The sequence below is a fragment of the Paraburkholderia franconis genome (assembly GCF_009362735.1).
GTDB lineage: Bacteria > Pseudomonadota > Gammaproteobacteria > Burkholderiales > Burkholderiaceae > Paraburkholderia > Paraburkholderia franconis.
The window spans coordinates 127,154-149,967 of the sequence record NZ_WHNP01000013.1 but is presented as its reverse complement, the minus strand read 5'-3'; the positions used below and the strand labels follow the sequence as shown (position 1 = coordinate 149,967).

Below are 22,814 nucleotides of genomic sequence, written 5' to 3'. Positions count from 1 at the left end.
GCGCGCGAACGATCGCGCCGCTAGTGCCGCTAGTGCCGCTGGTCCGCTAACGCTTCGCCGTGACCGACACCTGCGAGCCGTCGCTCAGCGTCAACGTCTTCGTGCTGCCGTTGGTCGGCATCGTGAAGCGCAGCACCTGGCTCACGCTCGTGTAGTTCGGACACTTGAGCGACTTGCCATTGTTCGTCACCATCTTCGTGCCCTTCGGCGTTTGCGCCTGGAAGTTCATCTGCACGGTCGCGGTGCCGTCCTTCGCGACGACGGGCGCAAAGCGGATCTGCGTCTGGCGGATCATCGCGCCGTTCGTATCGACGGGCAGCGACGACATGTTGGGGCAATCGCCATCGGCCGCGACGGGGCCGCCGGGCGGCACCGTCTTCCACGTGAAGTCGTCGGATTCCCCGGAGCGGATCGTGCGCGTTTCCTGCGAGTTGCCGAACTGCTTCGACGTCACCTTGACGGTATAGCGGATGGGACCGTCCGTGGGCGCCTGCGACGTCACGGTGATCGGCGTCGCCGCGCGCGCGGGCGCCGGCGTCGCGGCGAGCACGAAAGCCGCGCATGCGAGAGAAATCACAACAGAAACGGCGGGAAGTTTGACGCTGATGCCCATACTGTCACCTCGTTGTTGTGCTGCCGCGCGGCCATGCGTTGCGGACGCGTCGAAGGCGCGCGGCAGGTTTGCATGATGCAGAAGCAGTCTAACGCCAAGCGGACGGGCGCGGGCTTCGCTCGAATCGGGTATTACCCCGCTTGCGCAACCGCACGTTTGTGCATGCGCGATCTGTCTGCGATCCGTCTATTTGACAGTTGTGGTGTGCAGGGATTCGACGCGGCATCGGGACGACGGGTGAATGGCGAGACATGTCCAGTGCATGTCCGGCGCATGAAGGGTGCATGAAGCGCGCATGACGGTTCATGCGCCCTTCACTTGCAGCGGCAACGTGGTAACAGCGTCAAACGCGCCGCATCAGAAGCCGCTCAGCACCAGCTTGCCGATCGCACGCCCTTCCTCGAGCAGCTTGTGCGCGCGCCGCAGATTCTCCGCGTTGATCCTGCCGAGACTCTCGCCGACCGTCGTGCGCAGCGTGCCCGCGTCGATCAGGCGCGCGACTTCCGTCAGCAGCTTGTGCTGCTCGATCATGTCCGGCGTGCCGAACATCGAGCGCGTGAACATGAACTCCCAGTGAAACGCGGCGCTCTTCGCCTTCAGCAGCTCGATGGGCACGGGCTTCGCGTTCTCGACGATTGTCGCGATGCCGCCCTGCGGCTTGATGACGGCAGCGGCGGCCGGAAAGTGGCGGTCGGTGTCGTTGAACATCAGCACGTAATCGACCTGCGCGAAGCCGAGCTCCTTCAGCTGCGCGGGCATGTCGCCGAAGTGGTCGACGATATGATCCGCGCCGAGCCCCCTCGCCCATTTCGCCGACTCGGGGCGCGACGCCGTCGCGATCACGGTGAGCCTGGCCAGCTGCTTCGCGAGCTGAATGCCGATCGAGCCGACGCCGCCCGCGCCCCCGATGATCAGCACCGACTTGCCCGCGTCCGCGCCCTGCGGCGACACGCCGAGGCGATCGAACAGCGCTTCCCACGCGGTGATCGCCGTGAGCGGCAGCGCGGCCGCCTGCGTGAAATCGAGCGACGCCGGCTTGCGGCCGACGATGCGCTCGTCGACGAGATGGAACTCGCTGTTCGCGCCTGGCCGCGTGATGCTGCCCGCGTAGAACACGGCATCGCCCGCCTTGAACAGCGTCACGTCCGGGCCGACGGCCTCGACGATGCCCGCCGCGTCCCAGCCGAGCACGCGCGGCGTCTTCTCGACCGTGTCCTTCGGCGCGCGGACCTTGTAGTCGACCGGGTTCACAGAAATCGCCTCGACCTTCACGAGGATGTCGTGCCCCGTCGGCTGCGGCTTGTCGATTTCGATATCCACCAGCGACTCGGGATTGTCGATGGGCAAGTAACGGGTGAGGCCTACGGCTTTCATGACGGCTCCTTGATTCGTGTGAAGTCTTTGACGGGATTCGTGCTTCGGCGACAGGCGTAGCGCCGTTTGCATTGACTGAATCGTAGAAAATTCTTTACCCTCTGAAAACCGGCGTAATGACTGAAACATTTTCTGGATTTTCCGAATAATCGATGAAGCCCGATGCTGCCGCGTTCCCTGTTTCGTCTTCCGCCGACGAGTGCGACCGGCTCGATCTGCTCGACGTCGCGCTCTTCGTGCGCGCCGCGCTGCTCGCGAACGTGTCGGCGGCGGGACGGGAGTTCGGACTGTCGCCCGCCGTCGCGAGCGCGCGCATCGCCAGTCTCGAGCGGCTGCTGGGCGCGCGCCTGCTGCACCGGACAACACGACGCGTCAGCCTCACGCAGGACGGCGAAGTCTTCATGGCGCGCGCCGAAGCGCTGCTCGACGCGGCGTCGGCCGCGCGCGCGTCGGTGGGCCGCGGGCAGGCCGAGCCGCAAGGACGGTTGCGCGTGTCGATGCCATCGTCATTCGGCCGGCAGCACGTGTCGCCCGTCATCGCCCAGTTCTTGCGCCGCTATCCGGGCGTGAGCGTCGACTTGCGGCTCACGGACACAATCGTCGATCTCGTCGATCTCGTCGATGCCGGCGTCGACGTCGGCATCCGTCTGGGCGCGCTGAAGGATTCGTCGCTGGTCGCGCGGCGCATCGCGGTGAACCGGCGCGTGATCTGCTGTGCGCCGTCGTATCTCGCCGAACGCGGCACGCCGCGTCATCCGTCCGATCTTGCGCGGCACGAATGCGTGATCCTCTCCGGTCAGCGCGACTGGTCGTTCGTCACGCCGACGGGCCCGTTGACCGTGCGCGTCGGCGGCCGGCTCGCGACCGACAACGGCGAAGTGATCCGCGATGCGCTGCTGGCGGGCTTCGGCATCGCGCTGAAATCGACATGGGACGTCGCGCCGTATCTGCGCAGCGGCGAACTGGTGACGGTGCTCGACACGTATCCGCTGGCCGAGACAGTCGCGATCTGGGCGGTGTATCCGTCGCGCGCGTTCGTGCCGCCGAAGACCGTCGCGTTCATCGATTTTCTCGCCGCGCATTTCGGCGATCCGCCGTACTGGGATGCCGATCCTCAGTGAAACGATGCGGCACGCGCTTTCAGGTGAGGCACGGCGCGCGCATCGCGTGCCGCTCGATCAACGGCGCTTGCCTTGGTTCGTGGACTTGCCCTGCTTGCCTCGCATCGCCGAATTCCTGTTCGCGTGCGCGTCGTTCTGCGTGCGTGCCTGATAGTCGCCGCCGCCGCGCAGGTCCGTGTCTTCGAGACCGTGTTCGAGATCGCTATGCGCCTGCTTGCCGACGCCGCGCGGCTCGTGCTCTTCCTGCGATCCGGCGCTCTGATCGTTCTCATGCGGCAACGGCGCGGCCTTGCCCTCGAACGAACGATTCGGCACGTTCGAATTGTCGTTGCCTTCCGGGCGCTCCGTCTGCCGTTGATGATCGTCGCCTGTCGCGTGTTGCTGCGATGTCTTCATGATCCTCTCCATGATTCAGGTGCGGTACCGCTTCGTGCATGACATGCATGAGCACATTGCGCGCCTCGCTGTCGTCGAGCCTCCGATGAAGTCGTTCGCTCCGATGAAGTCGTTCGAATACGCAGCGCTCATTCATGCTCCGCTGTATCGAGCCTGCGCCGCATCTCCGCGGTGATGCGCTGCTTCGTGTTCGCGTAGGCGGCCCACGGATCGCTCTTCAACGCGTCGAGGCGTTCATGCACGTTGGCGATATTCCACTGATCGCCTGCCGTCGTAGCGGACACTTCGTCCCACGCAAGCGGCACCGATACGCCCAGCCCCGGACGCGCACGCAACGAATACGCGCACACAGTGCTCGACCCGCGGTTGTTGCGCAGATAGTCGACGAAAATCTTGCCCTTGCGATTCTGCGCGCCCATCTTCGCGGCGAAGTGCTTCGGCAACGCGTTCGCCATGTGCTGCGCGACGGCTTGCGAGAACGCCTTCACGTCGTCCCAGCCCAGCTGCTTCGCGATCGGCACGACCAGATGCAGCCCCTTGCCGCCGCTCGTCTTGCAGAACGCCGCGAGGCCGAGTTCTTCGAGCAGCTCGCGCGTGAGCTGCGCCGCCTCGATCATCCGCTTCCAGCCGAGCGCCGGGTCCGGGTCGAGATCGAACACCATGCGGTCGGGCTTTTCGATGTTCGCGGCGACCGCGTTCCACGTATGCAGCTCGATCGTGCCCATCTGCGCCGCGCCGACGAGCGCCGCCTGGCTCTCGATCGTCAGCAGCGGCGGGTGATCCGGGTCCAGCCCCGGATGCTGCGTGATATTCGGAATCGCCAGCTTCTGGCTGTGCTTCTGAAAGAACAGCTCGCCACCGATGTCCTCGGGCGCGCGCACGAGCGCGACGGGCCGGTCCCTCAGATGCGGCAGCATCCACGACGCAACCGACTCGTAGTATTCGACGAGTTCGATCTTGCGCACGCCGGTGCTCTTGTCGATTACGCGCTCGGGGTGCGAGATGCGCACGCCCGCTACCGTCGTCGTTGCGCCCGAGCGCTTCGTCGTCGAAGCGTTTGCGGCTTGCGCGTCCGGATTCTTGGCCGTCGATGCTTTCGATGTCGATGTTTTCGATGTCGATGCTTTCGATGTCGATGTTTTCGATGTCGATGCTTTCGATGTCGATGCTTTCGATGTCGATGCTTTCGATGTCGATGCTTTCGAGATCGATGTTTTCGCCGTTGACGTCTTCGCGTTATCCGAGTCCGGCTCTTCGTTCATCTGCTCCACGTCGGCTCCATTGTGCGGCGTTTCGTGAACGATCTGCTTCGCAGGCTTGTCACTGCGCAAGCTGACGAACGACGCCTGCCGCACGACGCCGTCGCTCGTCCATTCCGCGAAATTGCATTCGGCGACGAGTTCGGGCTTCACCCAATGCACGGGTGTGCGGCTACGTTCGCGCGGCTCGCTCGCGAACGGCATCTTCGCCGTTTCGCGCGCATCGAGTTGCTGCTTCACCGAGCGCAGCAAGGCCGCGTCGAAGCCCGTGCCGACGCGCCCCGCGTATTGCAACTTGCCCTTCGTGTCGTACACGCCGAGCAGCAGCGCGCCGAACGCTTCGCGGCTGCCCGCCGGCTCCGTATAGCCGCCGATCGCGAACTCCTGGCGCCGCCGGCACTTGAGCTTGATCCACGACGGCGTGCGGCCCGACGTGTAGTGACTGGCGCGCCGCTTGCCGATGATCCCTTCGAGGTGCATCGCGCATGCGCTCTTCAGCAGTTCATCGGCGTCGTAGCCGAAGTCGTCGGAGAAACGCAGCGTGTCGTCGTCGACGGTTTCCATCAGCGCGTGCAGAATCGCGCGCCGTTGCACGAGCGGCACGCCGCGCAAATCGTAGCCGTTCAGATACGGCAGATCGAACAGGTAGAGCGTGATGTCCTGCGGCCGGTTTGCGTCGAAGGCGTTTTGCAATAGCTGGAAGCTCGGCACGCCGTTGCTGTCGAGCACCACAGCCTCGCCGTCGAGCCATGCGCGGTCGAGCCCGATCCGCGCGAGCGCCTGCGCCTGCTTGCGAAACTTCGCGGTCCAGTCGTTGCCCGCGCGCGTGAAGACTTTCACGGGCTCTTTCGCGTGGTGATCGATGCGGGCGAGCGCCCGATAGCCGTCGAACTTGATCTCGTAGAGCCAGTCGTCACCGGCGGGCGCGGTATCGACGAGCGTCGCGAGCTGCGGCTTGAGCGTCGCGGGCATCTTCGCCTCGACAGCGCCTTCGATCGACGGATGAACGGCCAGTTCGCGCAACGACTCCGCACTGCGCGTCGCGACGATGTCGGGATGCCCGTCGGGCGAGCCTTTGGCTCTGCGCGACGTGGCTGCCTTCGCCGGCCCGGCCGATACGTTTGCGCGTTGCGCCTTGGTCTTCCACTTGCCGGCAGCGGACTTGTCGCTACTATCCGCACCGCCGCGCGCGCCCGGCGCGTCGGATATCACGCTGCCCTGCATCGCTTCGAGCACGTCGAATTCGGCCTCGCTGCGCGCTTCGTCGTCGCGCTCCTTGATGAGCAGCCACTGCTCCTTGCCGCCGCTGCCTTGCATATGGCTGCGCACGAGCGTCCAGCCGCCGTGCAGCTTGTCGCCGTCCAGATGGAACTTGAGCTTGCCCGCCGCATACGCTTCGCGCGCGCCCGTTTCACCGCCGATGGGCTCCCATGTGCCGCGGTCCCAGACGATCACCGAGCCCGCGCCGTAGTTGCCCTCGGGAATGTCGCCTTCGAACGATCCGTATTCGAGAGGATGATCCTCGACGTGCACGGCAAGCCGCTTCACCGACGGATCGAGACTCGGCCCTTTCGGCACGGCCCACGACTTCAGCGTGCCTTCGAGTTCGAGACGGAAGTCGTAATGCAGACGACGCGCGTCATGCTCCTGGATCACGAACGACAGCGCGTGCTTCGAGGCCGCTGTTGCCGGCGTCTTCGGCGTGCTCTTCGTGCTCTTCGTGCTCTTCGTGCTCTTCGTGCTCGGCGCGCTCTTTGCGCTCGGCGCGCGCGCGGTGATCCCCGACGGTTCAGGTGTCCTGTCGAAACGGCGCTTGCGATGATAGGTCTCGAGCTTGTCCGTCATGGTGACTGTTTGCGCTATACGTTGCTTACGTTGCGTTCGCCTCGCACTGCGGTATCACGCCGCGCGACGCTTGCGCGCCGTGGACGACGTGCTCTTGCGCGCGGCCGCGCCCGTCGCGCGGCGCGCCGATTTCTTCGCGGGCGCGCGCGATTTCCTGGACGCCCGTTCGGCTTCTTCCGCCTCTTTGTCCCTGCCCGCTGCTTCTGCCTGTTCGGCGTCCTCCGTATTGGGCGTGGCGCGTGCCGCCGGTTTGCCCTTGCCGCGTCCAAGGCTGCGCTTCAACAGATCGGACAGGTCGAGAATATCCGCCGATGGGCGCGATTGGCGCGGCGTCTCGATGTCCATGACTTCCTCGATCTTGCCCGCGCGCACCTTCTTGTCGACGAGCGCGAGGATGTCGTCGCGAAACGTGTCCTTGTACTTGGACGGATCCCACGTATCGCTCATGTCATCGATCAGCTTTTTCGCCATATCGAGTTCGCGCGTCGTGACGCCCGACTTCTTCGCGCTTTCGTCGGGCAATTTGAATTCATCGAGGGAACGCACTTCTTTCGACCAGCGCAGCGTATTGAGCGCGAGCACGGGCCCGACGGGAATCAGCGCGGCCAGATGCTGCCTGTTGTGCAGCACGACGCTCGCCACGCCGACCTTGCCCGACTGCTTCATCGCGTCGCGCAGCAGCGCGTAGACCTTTTCGCCCTTGCGGTCGGGCGCGAGATAATACGGCGTGTCGAGATAGAGGAACGAGATGTCAGGTGCCTCGACGAACGCGAGTATGTCGACCGTTTGCGTCGACTCGGGGTTCGCCGCGCGAATCTCTTCATCGGTCAGGACGACGTATCTGTCCTTCTCGTACTCGTAGCCGCGCACGATGTTGTCGCGCGTCACTTCCTTCCCCGTGCGCTTGTTGATCTGCCGATAGCCGATGGGATCGATCGTGCGCTTGTCGAGCAGATTGAAGCCGACCTTCTCGGACCTCGTGGCGGGATAAAGTTGCACGGGCACATGCACGAGGCCGAAGCTGATCGCGCCTTTCCAGATCATATGAGGCATAGCGCGCTCCCCGAAGTTGAACTTCATGCGAAGCAGCAAGCGTGCCCAGACGTTCTGCGAGTCCGCTCGCGCCTGCTTCCACGCATCGCCGCGACGGCCGCCAGCGACGCTGTAAGTCTTGCGTGCGCGCGGAAAAAGCTACGGGCGCGCGCCTGAAGCCGGCTGGCTTGCCGGCCTTTGGATCTTCAGCTCGCTTCTGCTTCAGGCGACGGCGCACGGCACCGCTACGTAGCCGCGAAAACGCACGCGTCCGCCGCGCGTCGGCTCGCCGCTGATTCTGTACGACGGAAAGCGTCGCACGAACCGTCCGATCGCGATGCGTGCTTCGAGGCGCGCAAGCGACAGTCCCGCGCACTGGTGAATGCCGAAGCCGAACGCGAGATGGCGGTTCGGCGCGCGTCGGATGTCGAAGCGGTCGGGCTCGTGAAACTGCTCGGGATCGCGATTCGCCGCGCCGATGCACAACGTGACGGGCGTGCCCGCCGTCACGGACACGCCGCCGATCTCCGTGTCGATCATCGTCATCCGGTTGCCGAGCTGGTTCGAACTCTCGAAGCGCAAGCACTCCTCGACGGCGCTTTCGATCAGATCCGGCTCGCGCAGCAACGCATCCCGCTCGGCCGTCCACGCGCTCAACGTGACGAGACCGTTGCCGATCAGGTTCGTCGTCGTTTCGTGGCCGGCGTTGAGAATGAAGATGCAGTTCTGCAGCAGCTCGACTTCGGACAGCTGCTCGCCGCCCTCCTCACCCTGAATCAGGCGCGTGAGCACATCGTGCTGCGGATCGCCGGGCTTCGCGCGGCGTCGCGCGACGAGATCCTTCAGATACGCGACGAACTCCGTCACTGCGCGGTTGCCGCGTTCGTGCTGAGCCGGCGTGAGCGTCGGCTCGAGCGCACCGAGAATCGCCAGCGACCAGTCGCGCAATGGCTCGCGTTCGTCGTGCGGCACGTCGAGCAGATTGCCGATCACTTCGACGGGAATCGCGGCCGCGAAATCGCTGATCAGATCGATCTCGCCGCAAGCCGCCGCGCGATCGAGCAGGCCGTCGACGAGACGGACCAGGCCGTCTTCCATCGCGGCGATCGCGCGCGCCGTCAACGCGCCCGCGATCAGCTTGCGCACGCGCGTATGCAGCGGCGGATCGTTGAACACGAGGCTCGTCGTGTGATGCTCGAAAAGCGGCGTCGCGCCGTACTTGGGCGCGAACTCGACTTTCTTGTCGGAGCTGAAGGTCTTCGGATCGCGATAGACGGCTTGCACGTCGCGATAGCGCGTCAGAAAGAGCGAACCGTCGGCCATGCGCTTGACGGGCTCGTGCGTGCGCAGTGCGCGATAGACGGGATACGGGTCGGCGTGAAACGACGCATCGAGATGCCGCAGGTCGAAATCGCGGGCGATGTCGGCATCGGTTGCCGTGCCGTGAGACGGGTTCATCGGTGTCTCCTGTCTGTTCTTCGCCGCACGTCGCGGCTGAATGCTTCGAGTCGCCAGTATGAACCATGCCGCCATCACAATCACCGCCGCTCCACCCGCCGACCGGCCATCGCGCGCGGAACCGTTACAATAGCCCGATTTCCCGTGCTGTCCCGCTGCACAATTCACGCGCGCATGCCACGCATTGCGCGCTTATTTCCCGCGTCGACATGAATCTCGTCATCCAAAGCCTCGCGCCCCTTGCCGCCGAACACCACAAGCCGCTCACCGCGTTGTCACGCGGATCGATCCTCACCGTGATCGATCCGCACGCGGTGCGCATCGACAATGCCGACGTCGCGCAGCGCGCCGATCTCGACGTGTACTGCGCGACGCATTCGCTCGACTATGCGTTCGTCGAAGCGGGCCGCCGGCTGACCGACTTCGGCCTCGTGGCGATGGACATGGACTCGACGCTGATCACGATCGAGTGCGTCGACGAGATCGCGGATTTCTGCGGCCTGAAGGCCGAAGTGGCGGCCATCACGGAAGCGGCGATGCGCGGCGAGATCAAGGATTTCAACGAGAGCCTCACGCGCCGTGTCGCGCTGCTCAAGGGTCTCGACGCGAGCGCGCTCGACAAGGTCTACGAAGAGCGCCTGCGCCTGTCGCCGGGCGCGGAGAGGATGCTGGCGGGCGCGAAGGCGGCGGGTCTGAAAACGCTGCTCGTGTCGGGCGGCTTCACGTTCTTCACCGAGAAGCTGCAGGCGCGCCTTAACCTCGATTTCACGCGCGCGAATACGCTGGAGATCGTCGACGGCAAGCTGACGGGCCGCGTGCTCGGCGAAATCGTCAACGCCGATGTGAAGGCGCGCACGCTGCGCGAAGCGTGCGACAAGCTCGGCATCGAACCGTCGCGGGCAATCGCGATGGGCGACGGCTCGAACGATCTGAAGATGATGGCGGCCGCGGGCCTGTCGGTCGCGTTCCGCGCGAAGCCCGTCGTGCGCGAGGCCGCGAGCGTCGCGTTCAATCACGTCGGGCTCGATGGACTGTTGCGGCTGTTCTGAGCCGGCGCGCTTGCATCACCGGATGATGTGAAAACGCGAAAGGCCCGCGCGGAAACGAGCGGGCCTTTCTGTTTGCGTTGCCGTTTGACCTGAAGCCAGGCGGTGAATGCGGCCGTCAGGCGGCCAGCGCCGCGAGGCAACGCTCGATATCCGCGCGCAGATCCGCTTCGTCTTCGAGGCCGACGTAGAAGCGCACCAGCGTGCCGCGATGCGCCCACTTCGACTCGGTGCGCATCGACGCGACGTTGTACGGCATCGCGAGACTCTGCGCGCCGCCCCAGCTCCAGCCCAGCGAGAACAGTTCGAGCGATTCGCAGAACGTGTCGATCTGCGCGGGCGTATAGCGCTCGTTGAACACGACCGAGAACAGCCCGCCCGCGCCCGTGAAATCGCGCTTGTAAAACTCGTGGCCCGGGCAGTCGGGCAGCGCCGGATGCAGCACGGCCGCGATTTCGCGCCGCGTCTTCAGCCACGTCGCGAGTTCGAGCGCGCTCTTGTCATGCTGCTCGAAGCGCACTTTCATCGACGGCAGGCTGCGCAGAATCAGCGAACAATCGTCCGACGACACGCCGATGCCCATGCGCATGCGCGCGAGCTTCAGCTTCAGATGCAATTCGCGGTCGACGGTGATCGTCGCGCCCATCAGCACGTCGCTGCCACCCGACTGGTACTTCGTGAGCGCCTGCATCGAGATATCGACGCCGTGATCGAACGGACGGAACGCGAGGCCCGCCGACCACGTGTTGTCGATCGCGGTGATGACGCCGCGCGCGCGGGCGACGGCCGTGATGGCGGGAATGTCGGACACTTCCATCGTCACCGAGCCCGGCGCTTCGAGCCAGATCAGCTTCGTGTTCGGCTGGATCAGGTCGGCGATGCCCGCGCCGATCAGCGGATCGTAATAGCGCGCGGTGATGCCGAAGTCTTTCGCAAGCCACTCGGCGTGGTCACGGTTCGGCGAATAGACGTTGTCGGGAATCAGCACGTCGTCGCCCGATTTCACGAGGCCGAAGTACACGTTCGAAATCGACGACAGGCCGGACGGCTGCAACAGCGCGTGATTGCCGCCTTCGAGTGCGGCGAGGCGCTGCGCGAGCGTGATCGACGTCGGCGTTGCGTGCAGGCCGTAGCGCCACTGCGCGTCGTCGCGCCAGTCGAGCGTGCGCATCGCGGCGAGATCCGGAAAAACGACCGTCGATGCGCGCGCAACGGGCACCGAGAACGATTCGAAACCGGGTGTCAGCTGATCGGCGGGCTGGACGATGCGTGTTTGCAAGCCGTGCTTCGGAGTCTTTTGAGTCATGGTCAGTTGGTGTTGGATTCGAAGTACGTGAGGTAGTACGTCAGTGATGCGCGCGGCGCGCCTATTCGCCCGTCGTCAGATTGCTCACGCCGTTGACGGGCTGGCCGCCCTTGTGCGCCTGAGCGGGCGGTTGCTGGGGCGGTTGCGCCGGCTTCTGTGCTTGAGCGGGTGCTTGAGGGGGCAACTGAGTTGCTGCGCTCTTGCCGGCTGCACCAGCCGCTGCCTGTCCCGCCGCGAGCGGCCGCAAAGAGAACGCTTGCGGATCGGAATCGTCAACGTTCATCCGCTCGCCTTCGAGCGAGCCGTCGGCGGCAAACTTGCCGACCCAGTTGCCCGTGATGTGCGTGCCGTCGTTCGACTCTTCGACTTCGAGCGTGTCGCCGTCGCGATCGCCCGCGATCAGGATCACCTCACCCGAATCGGCGAACTGATACTCGCCGTGCACGCCGGATGGGTCGTCTGTCTTCGCGCCCAGCCGCAGCACGATTTGCCGCTTGCCGAGCGTGCCCGCATATTGCGGAAACTTCGCGAACTCGGGGCTCGGCTTCAACGGCAACTGGATCGGCGGCGGCGCCGCGAGTTCCTTCACGGCATCGCTTTGCGCGTGCGTGACGGCGGGCAGCGCCATCGTGACGGCCAATGCCGCGGCTGCGATCATCGCGGGCCACGACGCCCTCTGTTTCGACCTCATCTTCTGCATCCGTTGTTTCCTTTCAACCGGCCTGTGATGTCCCGCCTTTCGACGTCACGTTGTAACGTCTCGCGTGGCGGGAACCGGCTTCGACCGGTTATACCGCAAGTTCGTTCAGCGAGGGAACAGCCGTCCCCTTTTCACGCGTCATTTCCTCGTCAGATGCGCTCGAAGATCGCGGCGATGCCCTGGCCGCCGCCGATGCACATCGTCACGAGCGCGTAGCGCCCGCCGATGCGCTGCAGCTCGTACAGCGCCTTCACCGTGATCAGCGCGCCCGTCGCGCCGATCGGATGACCGAGCGAAATGCCCGAGCCGTTCGGGTTCACCTTCGCGGGGTCGAGGCCCAGTTCCTTCGTCACGGCGCACGCCTGCGCGGCGAATGCCTCGTTCGCCTCGATCACGTCGAGATCACCGACCTTCAGGCCCGCACGCTCCAGCACCTTTTGCGTCGCGGGCACGGGCCCGATGCCCATGTAGTTCGGATCGACGCCCGCATGCGCGTACGCGACGAGCCGCGCGAGCGGTTTCGCGCCGCGCTTTTCGGCGACGCTGCGCTCCATCAGCACGACGGCCGCCGCCGCGTCGTTGAGGCCCGACGCGTTGCCCGCCGTGACCGTGCCGTTCTCCTTCGCGAACACCGGCTTGAGCTTCGCGAAGTCGTCGGCGGTTGCGTTCATGCGGACGTGCTCGTCCGTGTCGAAGACGGTGTCGCCCTTCTTCGACGCAATCGTGATCGGGAGAATCTGTTCCTTGAAATAGCCGCCTTCGATCGCCTTCGCGGCGCGGCGATGCGACTCGAGCGCGAGCGCGTCCTGTGCTTCGCGCGTGATGTCGTATTTCTTCGCGACGTTTTCGGCCGTCACGCCCATGTGGATCGGTTGAAACGGATCGTGCAGCGCGCCGAGCATCATGTCGACCATGCTCGCGTTGCCCATGCGCTGCCCGAAACGCGCCGTCGGCATCATGTACGGCGCGCGGCTCATGCTTTCCGCGCCGCCGCCGATCGCGACGTCCGCGTCGCCGAGCAGCACGCTCTGCGCCGCGGAGACAATCGCCTGCAGCCCCGAGCCGCACAGCCGGTTCACGGTCAGCGCGGGCGCGTGCTGCGCAACGCCGCCGTTCAGCGCCGCGACGCGCGCCAGATACATGTCCTTCGGCTCCGTGTGGATCACGCTGCCGAACACGACGTGACCGACTTCGTCGCCAGCGACGTTCGCGCGCGACAGCGCCTCGCGCACGACGCGCGCGCCCAGGTCCGTAGGCGCAAAGTCCTTCAGGCTGCCGCCGAAATCGCCGATTGCGGTCCGTACGCCGCTTACCTCCACCACTTCACGTTGCATCGCTTGCTCCTCTCTTGTGTCTCAGATGAATGCCGCGCGCTTCATGACGACAACACGCGGCGATGTCCCGCTGAACCTGCCTGAGTTGCCGGATTGGCGCATTGCGCCCTGACGCTATTGTGCAGCGGCCGCCGTGCGATGCGCTCAAGCGCCGAGGAGTTTTTCGACGGTCGCGCGATCGGGAATCGGCGCGACGGCGCCGAAGCCTTGCGTCGACAGCGCCGCCGCGACGTTTGCGTAACGCGCGGCCTTGAACGGGTCGTCGCCCGCGACGATGCGCGCAATGAACGCCCCGCCGAAACAGTCGCCCGCGCCCGTCGCATCGACGGCGTTGACCGCGTGCCCCGGCACGACGCGACGCTCATCGGGCGTCGCGACATAGGAGCCTTCCTTGCCGAGTTTCAGCGCGACGATACGCGGACCTTGCGCCAGCAGGAAATCGACGATGTCGTCGCGCTTCGTGAGTCCTGTCAGCTCGGTGACGTCGTCCCAGCTCGGCAGGCAGATGTCCGTCAGGCGGATCGCTTCTAGCATCACCGCGCGCGCCCGCGCGAGCGGCCAGAGCTTGAGGCGCAGATTCGTGTCGAAGCTGACGAGCACCTGGTTCGCGCGCGCGTGTTCGATGGCGGCGAGCGCGGCATCGCACGCGCTCACGCTAATCGCGAGACTGATGCCCGACAGATGGATGACCTTCGCGGCGGCAATCGCGTCGAGCGGCAGATCGCGCTGCGCGTAGCGGCTCGCGGCGGAACCGGCGCGCAGATAGTCGAACTGATGGCCGCACGGACCGTGCGACACGAAATACACGCCCGTCGACGCCTGATCGTCGATGCGCACGAACGACGTATCGACGTGCTCGCGTTGCCACAGATCGAGCAGCAGACGCCCGAACTGATCGCCGCCGACAGCCGAGACGAAACCCGTCGACGCGCCCTGACGCGCGGCCGCGATGCAGAAGTTCGACGTGTCGCCGCCGAAGCCCTGCAGATACATCGGCTGGTCTTTTTCCGACTGGTTGAACTCGACCATCGCTTCGCCGAGTGCGAGGACGGCCGGCGTGCCGGCGAGCGCGTTCGACGCCATCGCTTAAACCTCGCCCCACAGGTCGTGGCCGTCGGCGCCCGTGATCTTCACCGACACGAAATCGCCGACCTTGTAGCGCTTCGACGCTTTCGTCGCGGGCGCGATATACACGACGCCGTCGATCTCCGGCGCATCCGCCGCTGTGCGGCCGATTCCGCCGTCGGCGTTGATTTCGTCGACGAGCACTTTCAGCGTCTTGCCGACCTTGCACGCAATGCGCTTCGCCGACACTTCTTCCGCGACTTCCATGAAGCGCGCGCGGCGCTCCTCGCGGACTTCGTCGGGCAGCGCGCCGTCGAGCTCGTTGGCCGTCGCGCCTTCGACGGGCGAGTACGCGAAGCAGCCGACGCGATCGAGTTCCGCCTCGCGGATGAAGTCCAGCAGCGTTTCGAACTGCTCTTCCGTTTCACCGGGGAAGCCCGCGATGAACGTGCTGCGGATCGTCAGGTCCGGGCAGATCTCGCGCCATGCGCGCACGCGCTCGAGCACCTTCTCGGCGTTGGCAGGACGCTTCATGCGCTTCAGCACTTCCGGGTGCGCGTGCTGGAACGGCACGTCGAGATACGGCAGCACGTGGCCCTTCAGCAGACCTTCGGCCATCATCGGAATCACTTCGTCGACGCTCGGATACGGATACACATAGTGCAGACGCACCCACGCGCCGTATTGCGCGGCCAGTTCGCCGAGCGCGCCGACGAGATCGGTCATGCGCGTCTTGATCGGCTTGCCGTTCCAGAATCCCGTGCGGTATTTGACGTCGACGCCGTACGCGCTCGTGTCCTGCGAAATGACGAGCAGTTCCTTCACGCCGGACTTGAACAGGTTCTCCGCTTCGAGCATGACTTCGGCGACGGGTCGCGAGACGAGATCGCCGCGCATCGATGGAATGATGCAGAACGTGCAGCGGTGATTGCAACCTTCTGAAATCTTCAGATACGCGTAGTGACGCGGCGTGAGCTTGATGCCCGCGGCGGGCACGAGATCGACGAACGGATCATGCGGCTTCGGCAGATGGCTGTGCACGGCCTGCATCACTTCGCCGACGGCATGCGGGCCCGTCACGGCGAGCACCTTCGGATGCACTTCTTCGATCAGATTCGAGCCGCTCGCGCTTTGCTTCGCGCCCAGACAGCCGGTGACGATCACCTTGCCGTTCTCGTTCAGCGCCTCGCCGATCGCGTCGAGACTTTCCTGGACGGCTTCGTCGATGAAACCGCACGTGTTCACGACGACGAGGTCCGCGCCGTCATACGTGCCGGAGATCTCGTAACCCTCCGCGCGCAACTGCGTGATGATCTGTTCGGAGTCGACGAGGGCTTTCGGGCATCCGAGGGAAACGAATCCGACCTTCGGAGTCGAAGCGGTCGGCGCGGCGGGGGTTGAAGTCTGCGACATAGAGAGTGGTCCGGCGAGAAGCGATGAGTGGCGCGATAGATGAAGGCCTGGGCGTGCAGCCCGAGCGCCAAACCGCGGCAAACGTGGGTGCACCGTGCGGCGAAAAGAACAATTACGGGCCGCCGCGAATTGGGGCCATGTGGACCGGATTTGTAGCGCGATGCACGGTCGACGCCTGATCGGAATGGCCCCGCGCAAGCAACCGCATATTATACCGTGGGTGGGGGATGGCGGGATGATGTGGAGGGACGAGCTATCGACGCCCCTTCGTCAAGACACATGCAGGTCCACACATGGCCTCTGTCAACGAACGCGGCCCCTCTGTTGCCGATCGTGGAGATTTGACAAATGATTACACCGCCCTGATTCATTTACGCCCGCGCATTCATTATTTTCTTATCCGCAGTCCTTCCGGAACGTTTTCGATACGAAAGGCTAAATCGCGGCATCAGAATAATCAGCAGACAAGGACAAATATGAGCGCACGGCATATTCACAACCACAGGCCAATCAAACATTCGAAACGATCCTGGCAAGAAAAGTCGACGAGTGTCGTACCGCTCTACGTTCAGTCGGCGCTCAGAACGGCGATTGAGCTCGAAGGCGTTTCATCCGCCGATTTCAACGATCTTCTCTGGATCATGGCGCAAGAATCCGCCGGGATTGTCGACACGCGCAATGGAGCATCAACAGCGCGGGGCCTCTATCAGCTGCTCCGTGCTCAATACGGTTTAAACCCGCATGGCGAGCAATCCTTCGGCAATACCGTTGAAGAGTGTCAGGGCGGCATCCGTTACATTTATGGCCGATACCACTCAGCTAAATCGGCGAAAGATTTCTGGAAGAGACATCACTGGTATTGAACGTTATGCGCCTCTCATTGTGTTTTCTTTCGATCTTATGTGCCGTGTCGATTCGGTGTATCGCGTCCGACGATTTGCCAAAATTCGAAAATTGCACAGCCAAACCTGAAACGGTGCAAAAGCAAGCGCGCCTGAGACTTACGACAGCAGAGACCCGTCGCTATGCGACAAAGTTGAGGAAAGCACAGAAACGTCCCGTCGATTTCGCCGGTCATTTCATCATGGCCAGTTGGGGATGCGGCGCGGGGTGCGTCATGGCCGCGGCGATCGACGCGAGGACGGGCGCCGTCACGATGGTCCCGTTCACGGTTTCGGATTGGCCACTCGACGTGACCGAGCCGCTTTCATACCGGAGGGACAGTTGCCTGCTAGTCGTCCACGGCAGCCGAAATGAAAACGGCCGCGGCACGTACTACTACCACTTCGATGGCAAGGCCTTCCACCTTTTCAAAGCGGTCGAAGAATAGACGCACACCCAACGCCGCACCGCCCGGCGCGCCGCCGGGCGGACTCATCGAGGCGTCCTGGCCGGAAAACTCGAGAAGAAACTTTCCCGCCTGAAGAACCGCTCGCGCCGGTTACTTCTTCTCCGGCTCCGGGTTCCCTTGCGGCGCAGGCTGCGTGAACGGGAACGAGCTGAACATCGTCTTCGCCTGGTTCTGCATCTGCTCCTGCATCTGCACGAACATGTTCTTCGACTGCTCGATATAGCTCGTCATCATCCCCTGCATCATCGGGGCCTGCATGTTCATGAACTGCGACCAGACCTCCGGATTCATCGTCTTGCCTTCGTACAGGCCCTTCGACTGATCCGCGAGCTTGTTCTGAATATCGATGAACGCCTGGATGTTCTTTTCCAGGTACGTTCCCATCATGCCCTGCATCGCATGCCCGTAAAAACGGATGATCTGCGACAGCATCAGCGAAGAGAACATCGGCAGACCGCCGCTCTCCTCTTCGAGAATGATCTGCAGCAGGATGCTGCGCGTCAGGTCTTCGTTGCTCTTGGCATCGATGACCTTGAAATCCTCCTGATCCAGCACGAGCTGCTTCACATCAGTCAACGTGATGTAAGTGCTGGTCTCTGTATCGTACAGTCGACGGTTCGGATATTTCTTAATGAGTCGTTCGGCTGTTTTCTTTGTAGTAGTGGTCATGTAAAGCCTTTGAGCGCGAATGAAGCGCAGAAACGGCGTCCTGTCGCACGCGCAGCATGACACTGCGCGTACAAGACGCCGCCAGAAACATCTGAACCATGCAACGTCCTGCTTCGTCCTTGCTACGACAAAGCGGAACGCCCACGGATCAGCCCATATGCAGGCCGCCGTTCAGCGAGAAGTCGGCCCCCGTCGAGAAGCCCGACTCGTCCGACGCCAGCCATGCAACGATCGACCCGATTTCATCCGGCGTGCCGAGACGGCGCACCGGAATCGTCGCGACGATCTTTTCCAGCACATCGGGGCGGATCGATTTCACCATGTCCGTGCCGATGTAACCCGGCGAAACGGTGTTGACCGTCACGCCCTTGGTGGCCACTTCTTGCGCGAGGGCCATCGTGAAACCGTGAATGCCGGCCTTCGCGGTCGAGTAGTTCGTCTGCCCGAACTGACCCTTCTGCCCGTTCACCGACGAGATATTGATGACACGGCCCCAGCCGCGCTCGACCATGCCGTCGATCACCTGCTTCGTCACGTTGAAGAGGCTGGTCAGGTTGGTGTCGATCACGGCCGTCCAGTCTTCGTGCGTCATCTTGCGGAACACGACGTCGCGCGTGATGCCCGCATTGTTGACCAGCACGTCGACTTCACCGATTTCAGCTTTCACCTTGTCGAACGCGGCCTTGGTGGATTCCCAGTCACCCACGTTGCCTTCCGAAGCAACGAAGTCGAAACCCAGAGCCTTCTGATCTTCGAGCCACTTCACGCGGCGCGGCGAGTTCGGGCCGCAGCCCGCGACCACCTTGAAGCCATCCTTGTGCAGACGCTGGCAAATGCTCGTGCCAATGCCACCCATGCCGCCCGTTACGTACGCAATTCGTTGTGACATAAAACACACTCCATTATCGTTTTACGAGACGCCAGCCGCCTCGTGCTTCGCCCTTCGCGATATCCACGGCCATGGGGCGGATTGCGCCGCCCGCAAGGCCATTGGACCGCGCCACGCACCGACCGCCCTCTGGCGAACGCCGGCCTGCGTGGCGGCCTCCTTGTGAAACGGTCCTGCTTACGGACGCTCGACAGCCAGCGCCACGCCCATGCCGCCGCCGATACACAGCGAGGCCAGACCCCTCTTCGCATCGCGCTTCTGCATTTCATGCAGCAGCGTGACGAGAATGCGGCAGCCCGACGCGCCGATCGGATGGCCGATCGCGATCGCCCCGCCGTTCACGTTGATCTTCGACGTGTCCCAGCCCATCTGCTTGTGCACGGCCAGCGCCTGCGCGGCGAACGCCTCGTTGATCTCCATCAGGTCGAGATCATTCACGCTCCAGCCCGCGCGCTCCAGACAGCGGCGCGACGCCGGCACGGGGCCCATGCCCATCACCTTCGGATCGACAGCCGCGTTCGCGTATGCCTTGATGCGCGCGATCGGCGTGAGACCCAGCGCCTCGGCCTTCTTCGCCGACATCACGACGACAGCGGCTGCGCCGTCGTTGAGGCCCGACGCGTTCGCGGCCGTCACCGTGCCTTCCTTCGAGAACGCCGGCTTCAGGCCCGCAAGCGATTCGGCCGTGACGCCGTGGCGCACGAACTCGTCGGTCGTGAACGACAGCGGATCGCCCTTCCTCTGCGGAATCTGGATCGGCACGATTTCATCATCGAAGCGGCCGGACTTCTGTGCGGCTTCCGCCTTATTTTGCGAAAGTGCCGCGAACTTGTCCTGGTCTTCGCGCGTGATCCCGTATTCCTTCGCGACGTTTTCGGCCGTCACACCCATGTGGTACTGGTTGTACACGTCCCACAGGCCGTCGACGATCATGCTGTCGATCAGCTTCGCGTCGCCCATGCGGAAGCCATCGCGCGAGCCCGGCAGCACGTGCGGCGCGGCGCTCATGTTTTCCTGGCCGCCCGCGACGACGATGTCCGCGTCGCCCGCGATGATCGCGTTGGCTGCGAGCATTACGGCCTTCAGGCCCGAGCCGCACACCTTGTTGATGGTCATGCCGGGCACGGCCATCGGCAGGCCGGCCTTGATCAGCGACTGGCGCGCCGGGTTCTGACCCGAACCCGCCGCCAAAACCTGACCCATGATGACTTCGCTCACCTGCTCGGGCTTCACGCCCGCGCGCTCCAGCACGGCGCGAATCACCGTGGCGCCCAGTTCCGGCGCCGCGATCTTCGCCAGCGACCCACCGAATTTGCCGACAGCCGTGCGGGCCGCCGATACGATCACTACGTCAGTCATTTCGATTTCCTTTGGGGCTGCGGCGTGTCACTCCACAGTAGCCCGTCAAGTTGTTAATCCGGTCAGTCAGCGTTACTGCGATACAGCGTCTGTCTCACTCCGTCGTCACTCGTTATTCGTTGCGGCGATCGCTCATTGACTTCGACGGCGATCGCTTGTGAATTGCTTCGACGCCCGAACGATTACTCGCGCACCTGCACGTACCGTCCGGGCGCGGGTTCTATCACGGGGAATTCGGCCGAGCCCGGTTCCGTGGGCGCCTTCACCTTCTTGCCGCCGTACTGGTCGAGCCAGTTCGTCCATTCGGGCCACCAGCTGCCCGGCGTTTCCGTCGCGCCTTCGAACCAGTCGTCCGGGTTCGTGGGCAGCGCCTTCTCGTCGCCGGCCACCGACCAGTAGCTGCGCTTCTTCTTCGACGGCGGATTGATCACGCCGGCGATGTGGCCCGACGCGCCGAGCACGAACTTGCGCGGCCCCGTCAGCAGCGGCACCGACGCATACGCCGATTGCCACGGCACGATGTGGTCTTCGCGCGAGCCGTAGATGAACGTCGGCACGTCGATGCGCGACAGGTCCACCTTTTCGCCGCACGTCGTCAACGCGCCGGGCTCGCGCAGCCGGTTCTCGAGATACGTGTTGCGCAGATACCAGACATACATCGGACCTGGCAGGCTCGTCGAATCGCTGTTCCAGTACAGCAGGTCGAACGGCATCGGCGTGCGGCCCTTCAGGTAATTGTCGACGACGTAGTTCCACACGAGGTCGTTCGGACGCAGGAACGAGAACGTATTCGCGAGCTCGATGCCGCGCATCAGGCCCGGGGGCATACCACTCTTGCCGCCGATCGTCTGCTCGCGCATCTGCACATGCGCTTCGTCGACGAAGATGTCGAGCACACCCGTATCGCTGAAGTCGAGCAACGACGTGAGCAGCGTCATCGACGCGGCGGGATGCTCGCCGCGCGCTGCCGCGACCGCCAGCGCCGCTGCCAGCAGCGTGCCGCCGATGCAGAAGCCGAGTGTATTGATCTGCTCGCGGCCGCTGATCTGGCGCGCGGTATCGAGGGCCTTCAGCACGCCATCGGAGACGTAGTCGTCCCACGTCTTTTGCGCGATCGACTGGTCCGCGTTGCGCCACGAAATCAGAAAGACCTGATGACCCGACTCGAGCGCATGCGCAACAAGCGAGTTGTCGGGCTGCAGATCGAGAATGTAGTACTTGTTGATGCACGGCGGCACGATGAGCAGCGGCCGCTCGTGGACCGTCGCCGTGCGTGGCTTGTACTGGATCAGCTGCATCAGATCGTTCTCGAACACGACGGAGCCTTCCGTCATCGCGAGGTTCTTGCCGACGCCGAAACGGGATTCGTCCGTCTGCGAGATCTTGCCGCGCTGCATGTCGCCGAGCAGGTTCATCACGCCCTGGCGCAGGCTCTCGCCGTTGCTTTCGAGCAGCGTCTTCTGCGCTTCGGGATTCAGCGCGAAGAAATTGCTCGGCGATGCGGCGGCCGTCCATTGCTGCACGGCGAAGCGGATGCGCTCGCGCGTCTTCTGGTCGGTTTCGATCGCGTCGACGAGTTCCTGCAGATAGCGCGCGTTCAGCAGATACCACGCGGCCGTGTACGTGTAGACGGGGGTCGTCTTCCAGGCGTCCGAACTGAAACGCCGGTCCTTGAGCTCGATGCCCGTCGACGCTGCCTGGGTCGCCTGCTGCAGCAACTGCATCGCGTCACGCGAATAGTCGGACTGCAACTGCTGAAGCCGCGCGGGCGGAATCGACGCGCTCGGCACCATCAGCCCCGTGAGCTGCTGCGTGAACTGTTGCGCAAACTGCGGCGCGAACTGTTGAGCCAGCTGCGGATTGAACGCCTGTCCGAAGAATGCGTTGAACGGCTGGCCCGAAGCCTGACCGTCCGATTGGCCCGGCGTCTGGGCAAACTGCCGGGCGATCTGCTCGACGAAGGGATTGAAAAATGGCAGAGAACCCGCCTGGGCCGTCGCCGCTTTCGCGAAGTCCGGCATGGGAGGAACGCTGAACGGATTGCCATTTGCTGCGGCCGGCGCACCTAGCGAACGCCATGCGTTCATCCATGCGTCGAACCATTGCTGAACCCCTGCCGCATTCGCTTCTTGCTGAGCGCGGTCTGACGAGGTGTCCTTGCGAGAAGAATTCGAGGAAGTTTGAGATGCAACCATGCCTGCTTTTGACCGAAGAGTCCTCGCGGACGGGTTGAGAGGCAGGTACAGGCGCGGAGATCGCGATCGGATCACGACCACGTGGCGCCCTTGCCCTGTGAAGAACATTCTTGCGCCCCATCGCAAGGCATGTCAATGCTTGCTCCCGATTTTGCCGCAGTGCGGGATTTTTTTCATTATCGTTTTCCCGATGTGCAGCAAGGCGTTTCGCGCTCGGGTGCACGGTCGTGCTGTGCAATGCAAAAAGAGCCTGCCATGACGGGCTCTTGTCCTGATCCACACAGGCACGGAACGCTTATGCGCTGCGCAACCGCATAGGTCTTCTCACGTTCGCGCACCGCAGCATAAGAAGCTCGCGAAGCGCCTTCGCGATGTGTCGGATGCAGCAA

19 protein-coding genes are annotated in these 22,814 nt (G+C 63.8%); 3 read left to right on the top strand and 16 right to left on the bottom strand.

The window, feature by feature from the left end:
• Window positions 1–46 precede the first annotated feature (46 nt).
• Window positions 47–613, bottom strand: a complete 567-nt coding sequence (locus GCT13_RS16555; RefSeq protein ID WP_152759881.1) for a DUF6013 family protein — start codon at window positions 611–613, stop codon at window positions 47–49.
• A 357-nt stretch (window positions 614–970) separates the two neighbouring features.
• A complete protein-coding gene (locus GCT13_RS16550) occupies window positions 971–1,987 on the bottom strand; it encodes a zinc-binding alcohol dehydrogenase family protein (protein ID WP_152759879.1) in 1,017 nt (338 codons plus the stop codon).
• Window positions 1,988–2,139: 152 nt separating this feature from the next.
• Here GCT13_RS16550 and GCT13_RS16545 point away from each other — a divergent pair, with 152 nt between their 5' ends.
• Window positions 2,140–3,108 (top strand): LysR family transcriptional regulator, encoded by a 969-nt coding sequence (locus GCT13_RS16545; protein WP_152759877.1) that lies wholly within the window; start codon window positions 2,140–2,142, stop codon window positions 3,106–3,108.
• Window positions 3,109–3,165: 57 nt separating this feature from the next.
• Here GCT13_RS16545 and GCT13_RS16540 read toward each other — a convergent pair whose 3' ends face one another.
• The 4 genes from GCT13_RS16540 to GCT13_RS16525 all read right to left on the bottom strand — a co-directional run bounded on the left by GCT13_RS16540 (window position 3,166) and on the right by GCT13_RS16525 (window position 9,098).
• Window positions 3,166–3,504 carry a hypothetical protein gene (locus tag GCT13_RS16540; protein WP_152759875.1) on the bottom strand — a complete coding sequence of 113 codons (339 nt, stop codon included), beginning with the start codon at window positions 3,502–3,504 and terminating at the stop codon, window positions 3,166–3,168.
• 128 nt (window positions 3,505–3,632) lie between these two features.
• Window positions 3,633–6,608 carry a DNA ligase D gene (gene ligD / locus GCT13_RS16535; RefSeq protein ID WP_152759873.1) on the bottom strand — a complete coding sequence of 992 codons (2,976 nt, stop codon included), beginning with the start codon at window positions 6,606–6,608 and terminating at the stop codon, window positions 3,633–3,635.
• Window positions 6,609–6,662: 54 nt separating this feature from the next.
• The gene (gene ku / locus GCT13_RS16530) at window positions 6,663–7,661 is read right to left on the bottom strand and encodes a non-homologous end joining protein Ku (protein ID WP_152759871.1); all 999 of its coding nucleotides are present in this window, start codon (window positions 7,659–7,661) and stop codon (window positions 6,663–6,665) included.
• 201 nt (window positions 7,662–7,862) lie between these two features.
• The gene (locus GCT13_RS16525) at window positions 7,863–9,098 is read right to left on the bottom strand and encodes a cytochrome P450 (protein WP_152759869.1); all 1,236 of its coding nucleotides are present in this window, start codon (window positions 9,096–9,098) and stop codon (window positions 7,863–7,865) included.
• A gap of 209 nt (window positions 9,099–9,307) precedes the next feature.
• Here GCT13_RS16525 and serB point away from each other — a divergent pair, with 209 nt between their 5' ends.
• Window positions 9,308–10,147: a phosphoserine phosphatase SerB gene (gene serB, locus GCT13_RS16520; protein WP_152759867.1), complete on the top strand. Its 840-nt coding sequence runs from the start codon at window positions 9,308–9,310 to the stop codon at window positions 10,145–10,147.
• Window positions 10,148–10,262: 115 nt separating this feature from the next.
• Here the strand turns inward: serB and GCT13_RS16515 are convergent, their stop codons facing one another.
• The 5 genes from GCT13_RS16515 to rimO form a co-directional block, all read right to left on the bottom strand.
• Window positions 10,263–11,450 carry a cystathionine beta-lyase gene (locus GCT13_RS16515; protein WP_152759865.1) on the bottom strand — a complete coding sequence of 396 codons (1,188 nt, stop codon included), beginning with the start codon at window positions 11,448–11,450 and terminating at the stop codon, window positions 10,263–10,265.
• A 61-nt stretch (window positions 11,451–11,511) separates the two neighbouring features.
• Window positions 11,512–12,150 carry a hypothetical protein gene (locus GCT13_RS16510; RefSeq protein WP_152759863.1) on the bottom strand — a complete coding sequence of 213 codons (639 nt, stop codon included), beginning with the start codon at window positions 12,148–12,150 and terminating at the stop codon, window positions 11,512–11,514.
• A gap of 149 nt (window positions 12,151–12,299) precedes the next feature.
• A complete protein-coding gene (bktB, locus tag GCT13_RS16505; RefSeq protein ID WP_152759861.1) occupies window positions 12,300–13,484 on the bottom strand; it encodes a beta-ketothiolase BktB in 1,185 nt (394 codons plus the stop codon).
• Between the two features lie 144 nt (window positions 13,485–13,628).
• A complete protein-coding gene (locus GCT13_RS16500; protein ID WP_152759859.1) occupies window positions 13,629–14,567 on the bottom strand; it encodes a sugar kinase in 939 nt (312 codons plus the stop codon).
• A gap of 3 nt (window positions 14,568–14,570) precedes the next feature.
• A complete protein-coding gene (rimO, locus tag GCT13_RS16495; protein WP_152759857.1) occupies window positions 14,571–15,962 on the bottom strand; it encodes a 30S ribosomal protein S12 methylthiotransferase RimO in 1,392 nt (463 codons plus the stop codon).
• Window positions 15,963–16,255: 293 nt separating this feature from the next.
• Between rimO and GCT13_RS16490 the strand changes: the two genes are divergently transcribed.
• Window positions 16,256–16,825, top strand: a complete 570-nt coding sequence (locus GCT13_RS16490; protein ID WP_227746873.1) for an aggregation-promoting factor C-terminal-like domain-containing protein — start codon at window positions 16,256–16,258, stop codon at window positions 16,823–16,825.
• Window positions 16,826–17,193: 368 nt separating this feature from the next.
• Here GCT13_RS16490 and GCT13_RS48385 read toward each other — a convergent pair whose 3' ends face one another.
• From GCT13_RS48385 to phaC, 5 genes are all read right to left on the bottom strand, one after another.
• Window positions 17,194–17,340, bottom strand: coding sequence for a hypothetical protein (locus GCT13_RS48385; protein WP_193727681.1), 147 nt, complete (start codon window positions 17,338–17,340; stop codon window positions 17,194–17,196).
• Between the two features lie 63 nt (window positions 17,341–17,403).
• Window positions 17,404–17,982, bottom strand: coding sequence for a polyhydroxyalkanoate synthesis repressor PhaR (phaR, locus tag GCT13_RS16485; protein WP_012400378.1), 579 nt, complete (start codon window positions 17,980–17,982; stop codon window positions 17,404–17,406).
• A gap of 148 nt (window positions 17,983–18,130) precedes the next feature.
• Window positions 18,131–18,871, bottom strand: a complete 741-nt coding sequence (locus GCT13_RS16480; RefSeq protein ID WP_152759855.1) for a 3-ketoacyl-ACP reductase — start codon at window positions 18,869–18,871, stop codon at window positions 18,131–18,133.
• 177 nt (window positions 18,872–19,048) lie between these two features.
• A complete protein-coding gene (locus GCT13_RS16475; protein ID WP_152759853.1) occupies window positions 19,049–20,230 on the bottom strand; it encodes an acetyl-CoA C-acetyltransferase in 1,182 nt (393 codons plus the stop codon).
• Between the two features lie 182 nt (window positions 20,231–20,412).
• Window positions 20,413–22,425: a class I poly(R)-hydroxyalkanoic acid synthase gene (gene phaC, locus GCT13_RS16470; protein WP_152759851.1), complete on the bottom strand. Its 2,013-nt coding sequence runs from the start codon at window positions 22,423–22,425 to the stop codon at window positions 20,413–20,415.
• Between the last annotated feature and the right edge of the window lie 389 nt (window positions 22,426–22,814).

What these genes read in the sequence shown, in the direction of transcription:
- ligD (WP_152759873.1), bottom strand. Translation starts at nt 6,608, where the DNA reads ATGACGGACAAGCTCGAGACCTATCATCGCAAGCGCCGTTTCGACAGG.
- GCT13_RS16545 (WP_152759877.1), top strand. Translation starts at nt 2,140, where the DNA reads ATGAAGCCCGATGCTGCCGCGTTCCCTGTTTCGTCTTCCGCCGACGAG.
- serB (WP_152759867.1), top strand. Translation starts at nt 9,308, where the DNA reads ATGAATCTCGTCATCCAAAGCCTCGCGCCCCTTGCCGCCGAACACCAC.
- GCT13_RS16540 (WP_152759875.1), bottom strand. Translation starts at nt 3,504, where the DNA reads ATGAAGACATCGCAGCAACACGCGACAGGCGACGATCATCAACGGCAG.
- GCT13_RS16525 (WP_152759869.1), bottom strand. Translation starts at nt 9,098, where the DNA reads ATGAACCCGTCTCACGGCACGGCAACCGATGCCGACATCGCCCGCGAT.
- ku (WP_152759871.1), bottom strand. Translation starts at nt 7,661, where the DNA reads ATGCCTCATATGATCTGGAAAGGCGCGATCAGCTTCGGCCTCGTGCAT.
- phaC (WP_152759851.1), bottom strand. Translation starts at nt 22,425, where the DNA reads ATGGTTGCATCTCAAACTTCCTCGAATTCTTCTCGCAAGGACACCTCG.
- GCT13_RS16500 (WP_152759859.1), bottom strand. Translation starts at nt 14,567, where the DNA reads ATGGCGTCGAACGCGCTCGCCGGCACGCCGGCCGTCCTCGCACTCGGC.
- GCT13_RS48385 (WP_193727681.1), bottom strand. Translation starts at nt 17,340, where the DNA reads ATGAGTCCGCCCGGCGGCGCGCCGGGCGGTGCGGCGTTGGGTGTGCGT.
- GCT13_RS16555 (WP_152759881.1), bottom strand. Translation starts at nt 613, where the DNA reads ATGGGCATCAGCGTCAAACTTCCCGCCGTTTCTGTTGTGATTTCTCTC.
- rimO (WP_152759857.1), bottom strand. Translation starts at nt 15,962, where the DNA reads ATGTCGCAGACTTCAACCCCCGCCGCGCCGACCGCTTCGACTCCGAAG.
- GCT13_RS16510 (WP_152759863.1), bottom strand. Translation starts at nt 12,150, where the DNA reads ATGCAGAAGATGAGGTCGAAACAGAGGGCGTCGTGGCCCGCGATGATC.
- bktB (WP_152759861.1), bottom strand. Translation starts at nt 13,484, where the DNA reads ATGCAACGTGAAGTGGTGGAGGTAAGCGGCGTACGGACCGCAATCGGC.
- GCT13_RS16475 (WP_152759853.1), bottom strand. Translation starts at nt 20,230, where the DNA reads ATGACTGACGTAGTGATCGTATCGGCGGCCCGCACGGCTGTCGGCAAA.
- GCT13_RS16550 (WP_152759879.1), bottom strand. Translation starts at nt 1,987, where the DNA reads ATGAAAGCCGTAGGCCTCACCCGTTACTTGCCCATCGACAATCCCGAG.
- GCT13_RS16490 (WP_227746873.1), top strand. Translation starts at nt 16,256, where the DNA reads ATGGCCTCTGTCAACGAACGCGGCCCCTCTGTTGCCGATCGTGGAGAT.
- phaR (WP_012400378.1), bottom strand. Translation starts at nt 17,982, where the DNA reads ATGACCACTACTACAAAGAAAACAGCCGAACGACTCATTAAGAAATAT.
- GCT13_RS16480 (WP_152759855.1), bottom strand. Translation starts at nt 18,871, where the DNA reads ATGTCACAACGAATTGCGTACGTAACGGGCGGCATGGGTGGCATTGGC.
- GCT13_RS16515 (WP_152759865.1), bottom strand. Translation starts at nt 11,450, where the DNA reads ATGACTCAAAAGACTCCGAAGCACGGCTTGCAAACACGCATCGTCCAG.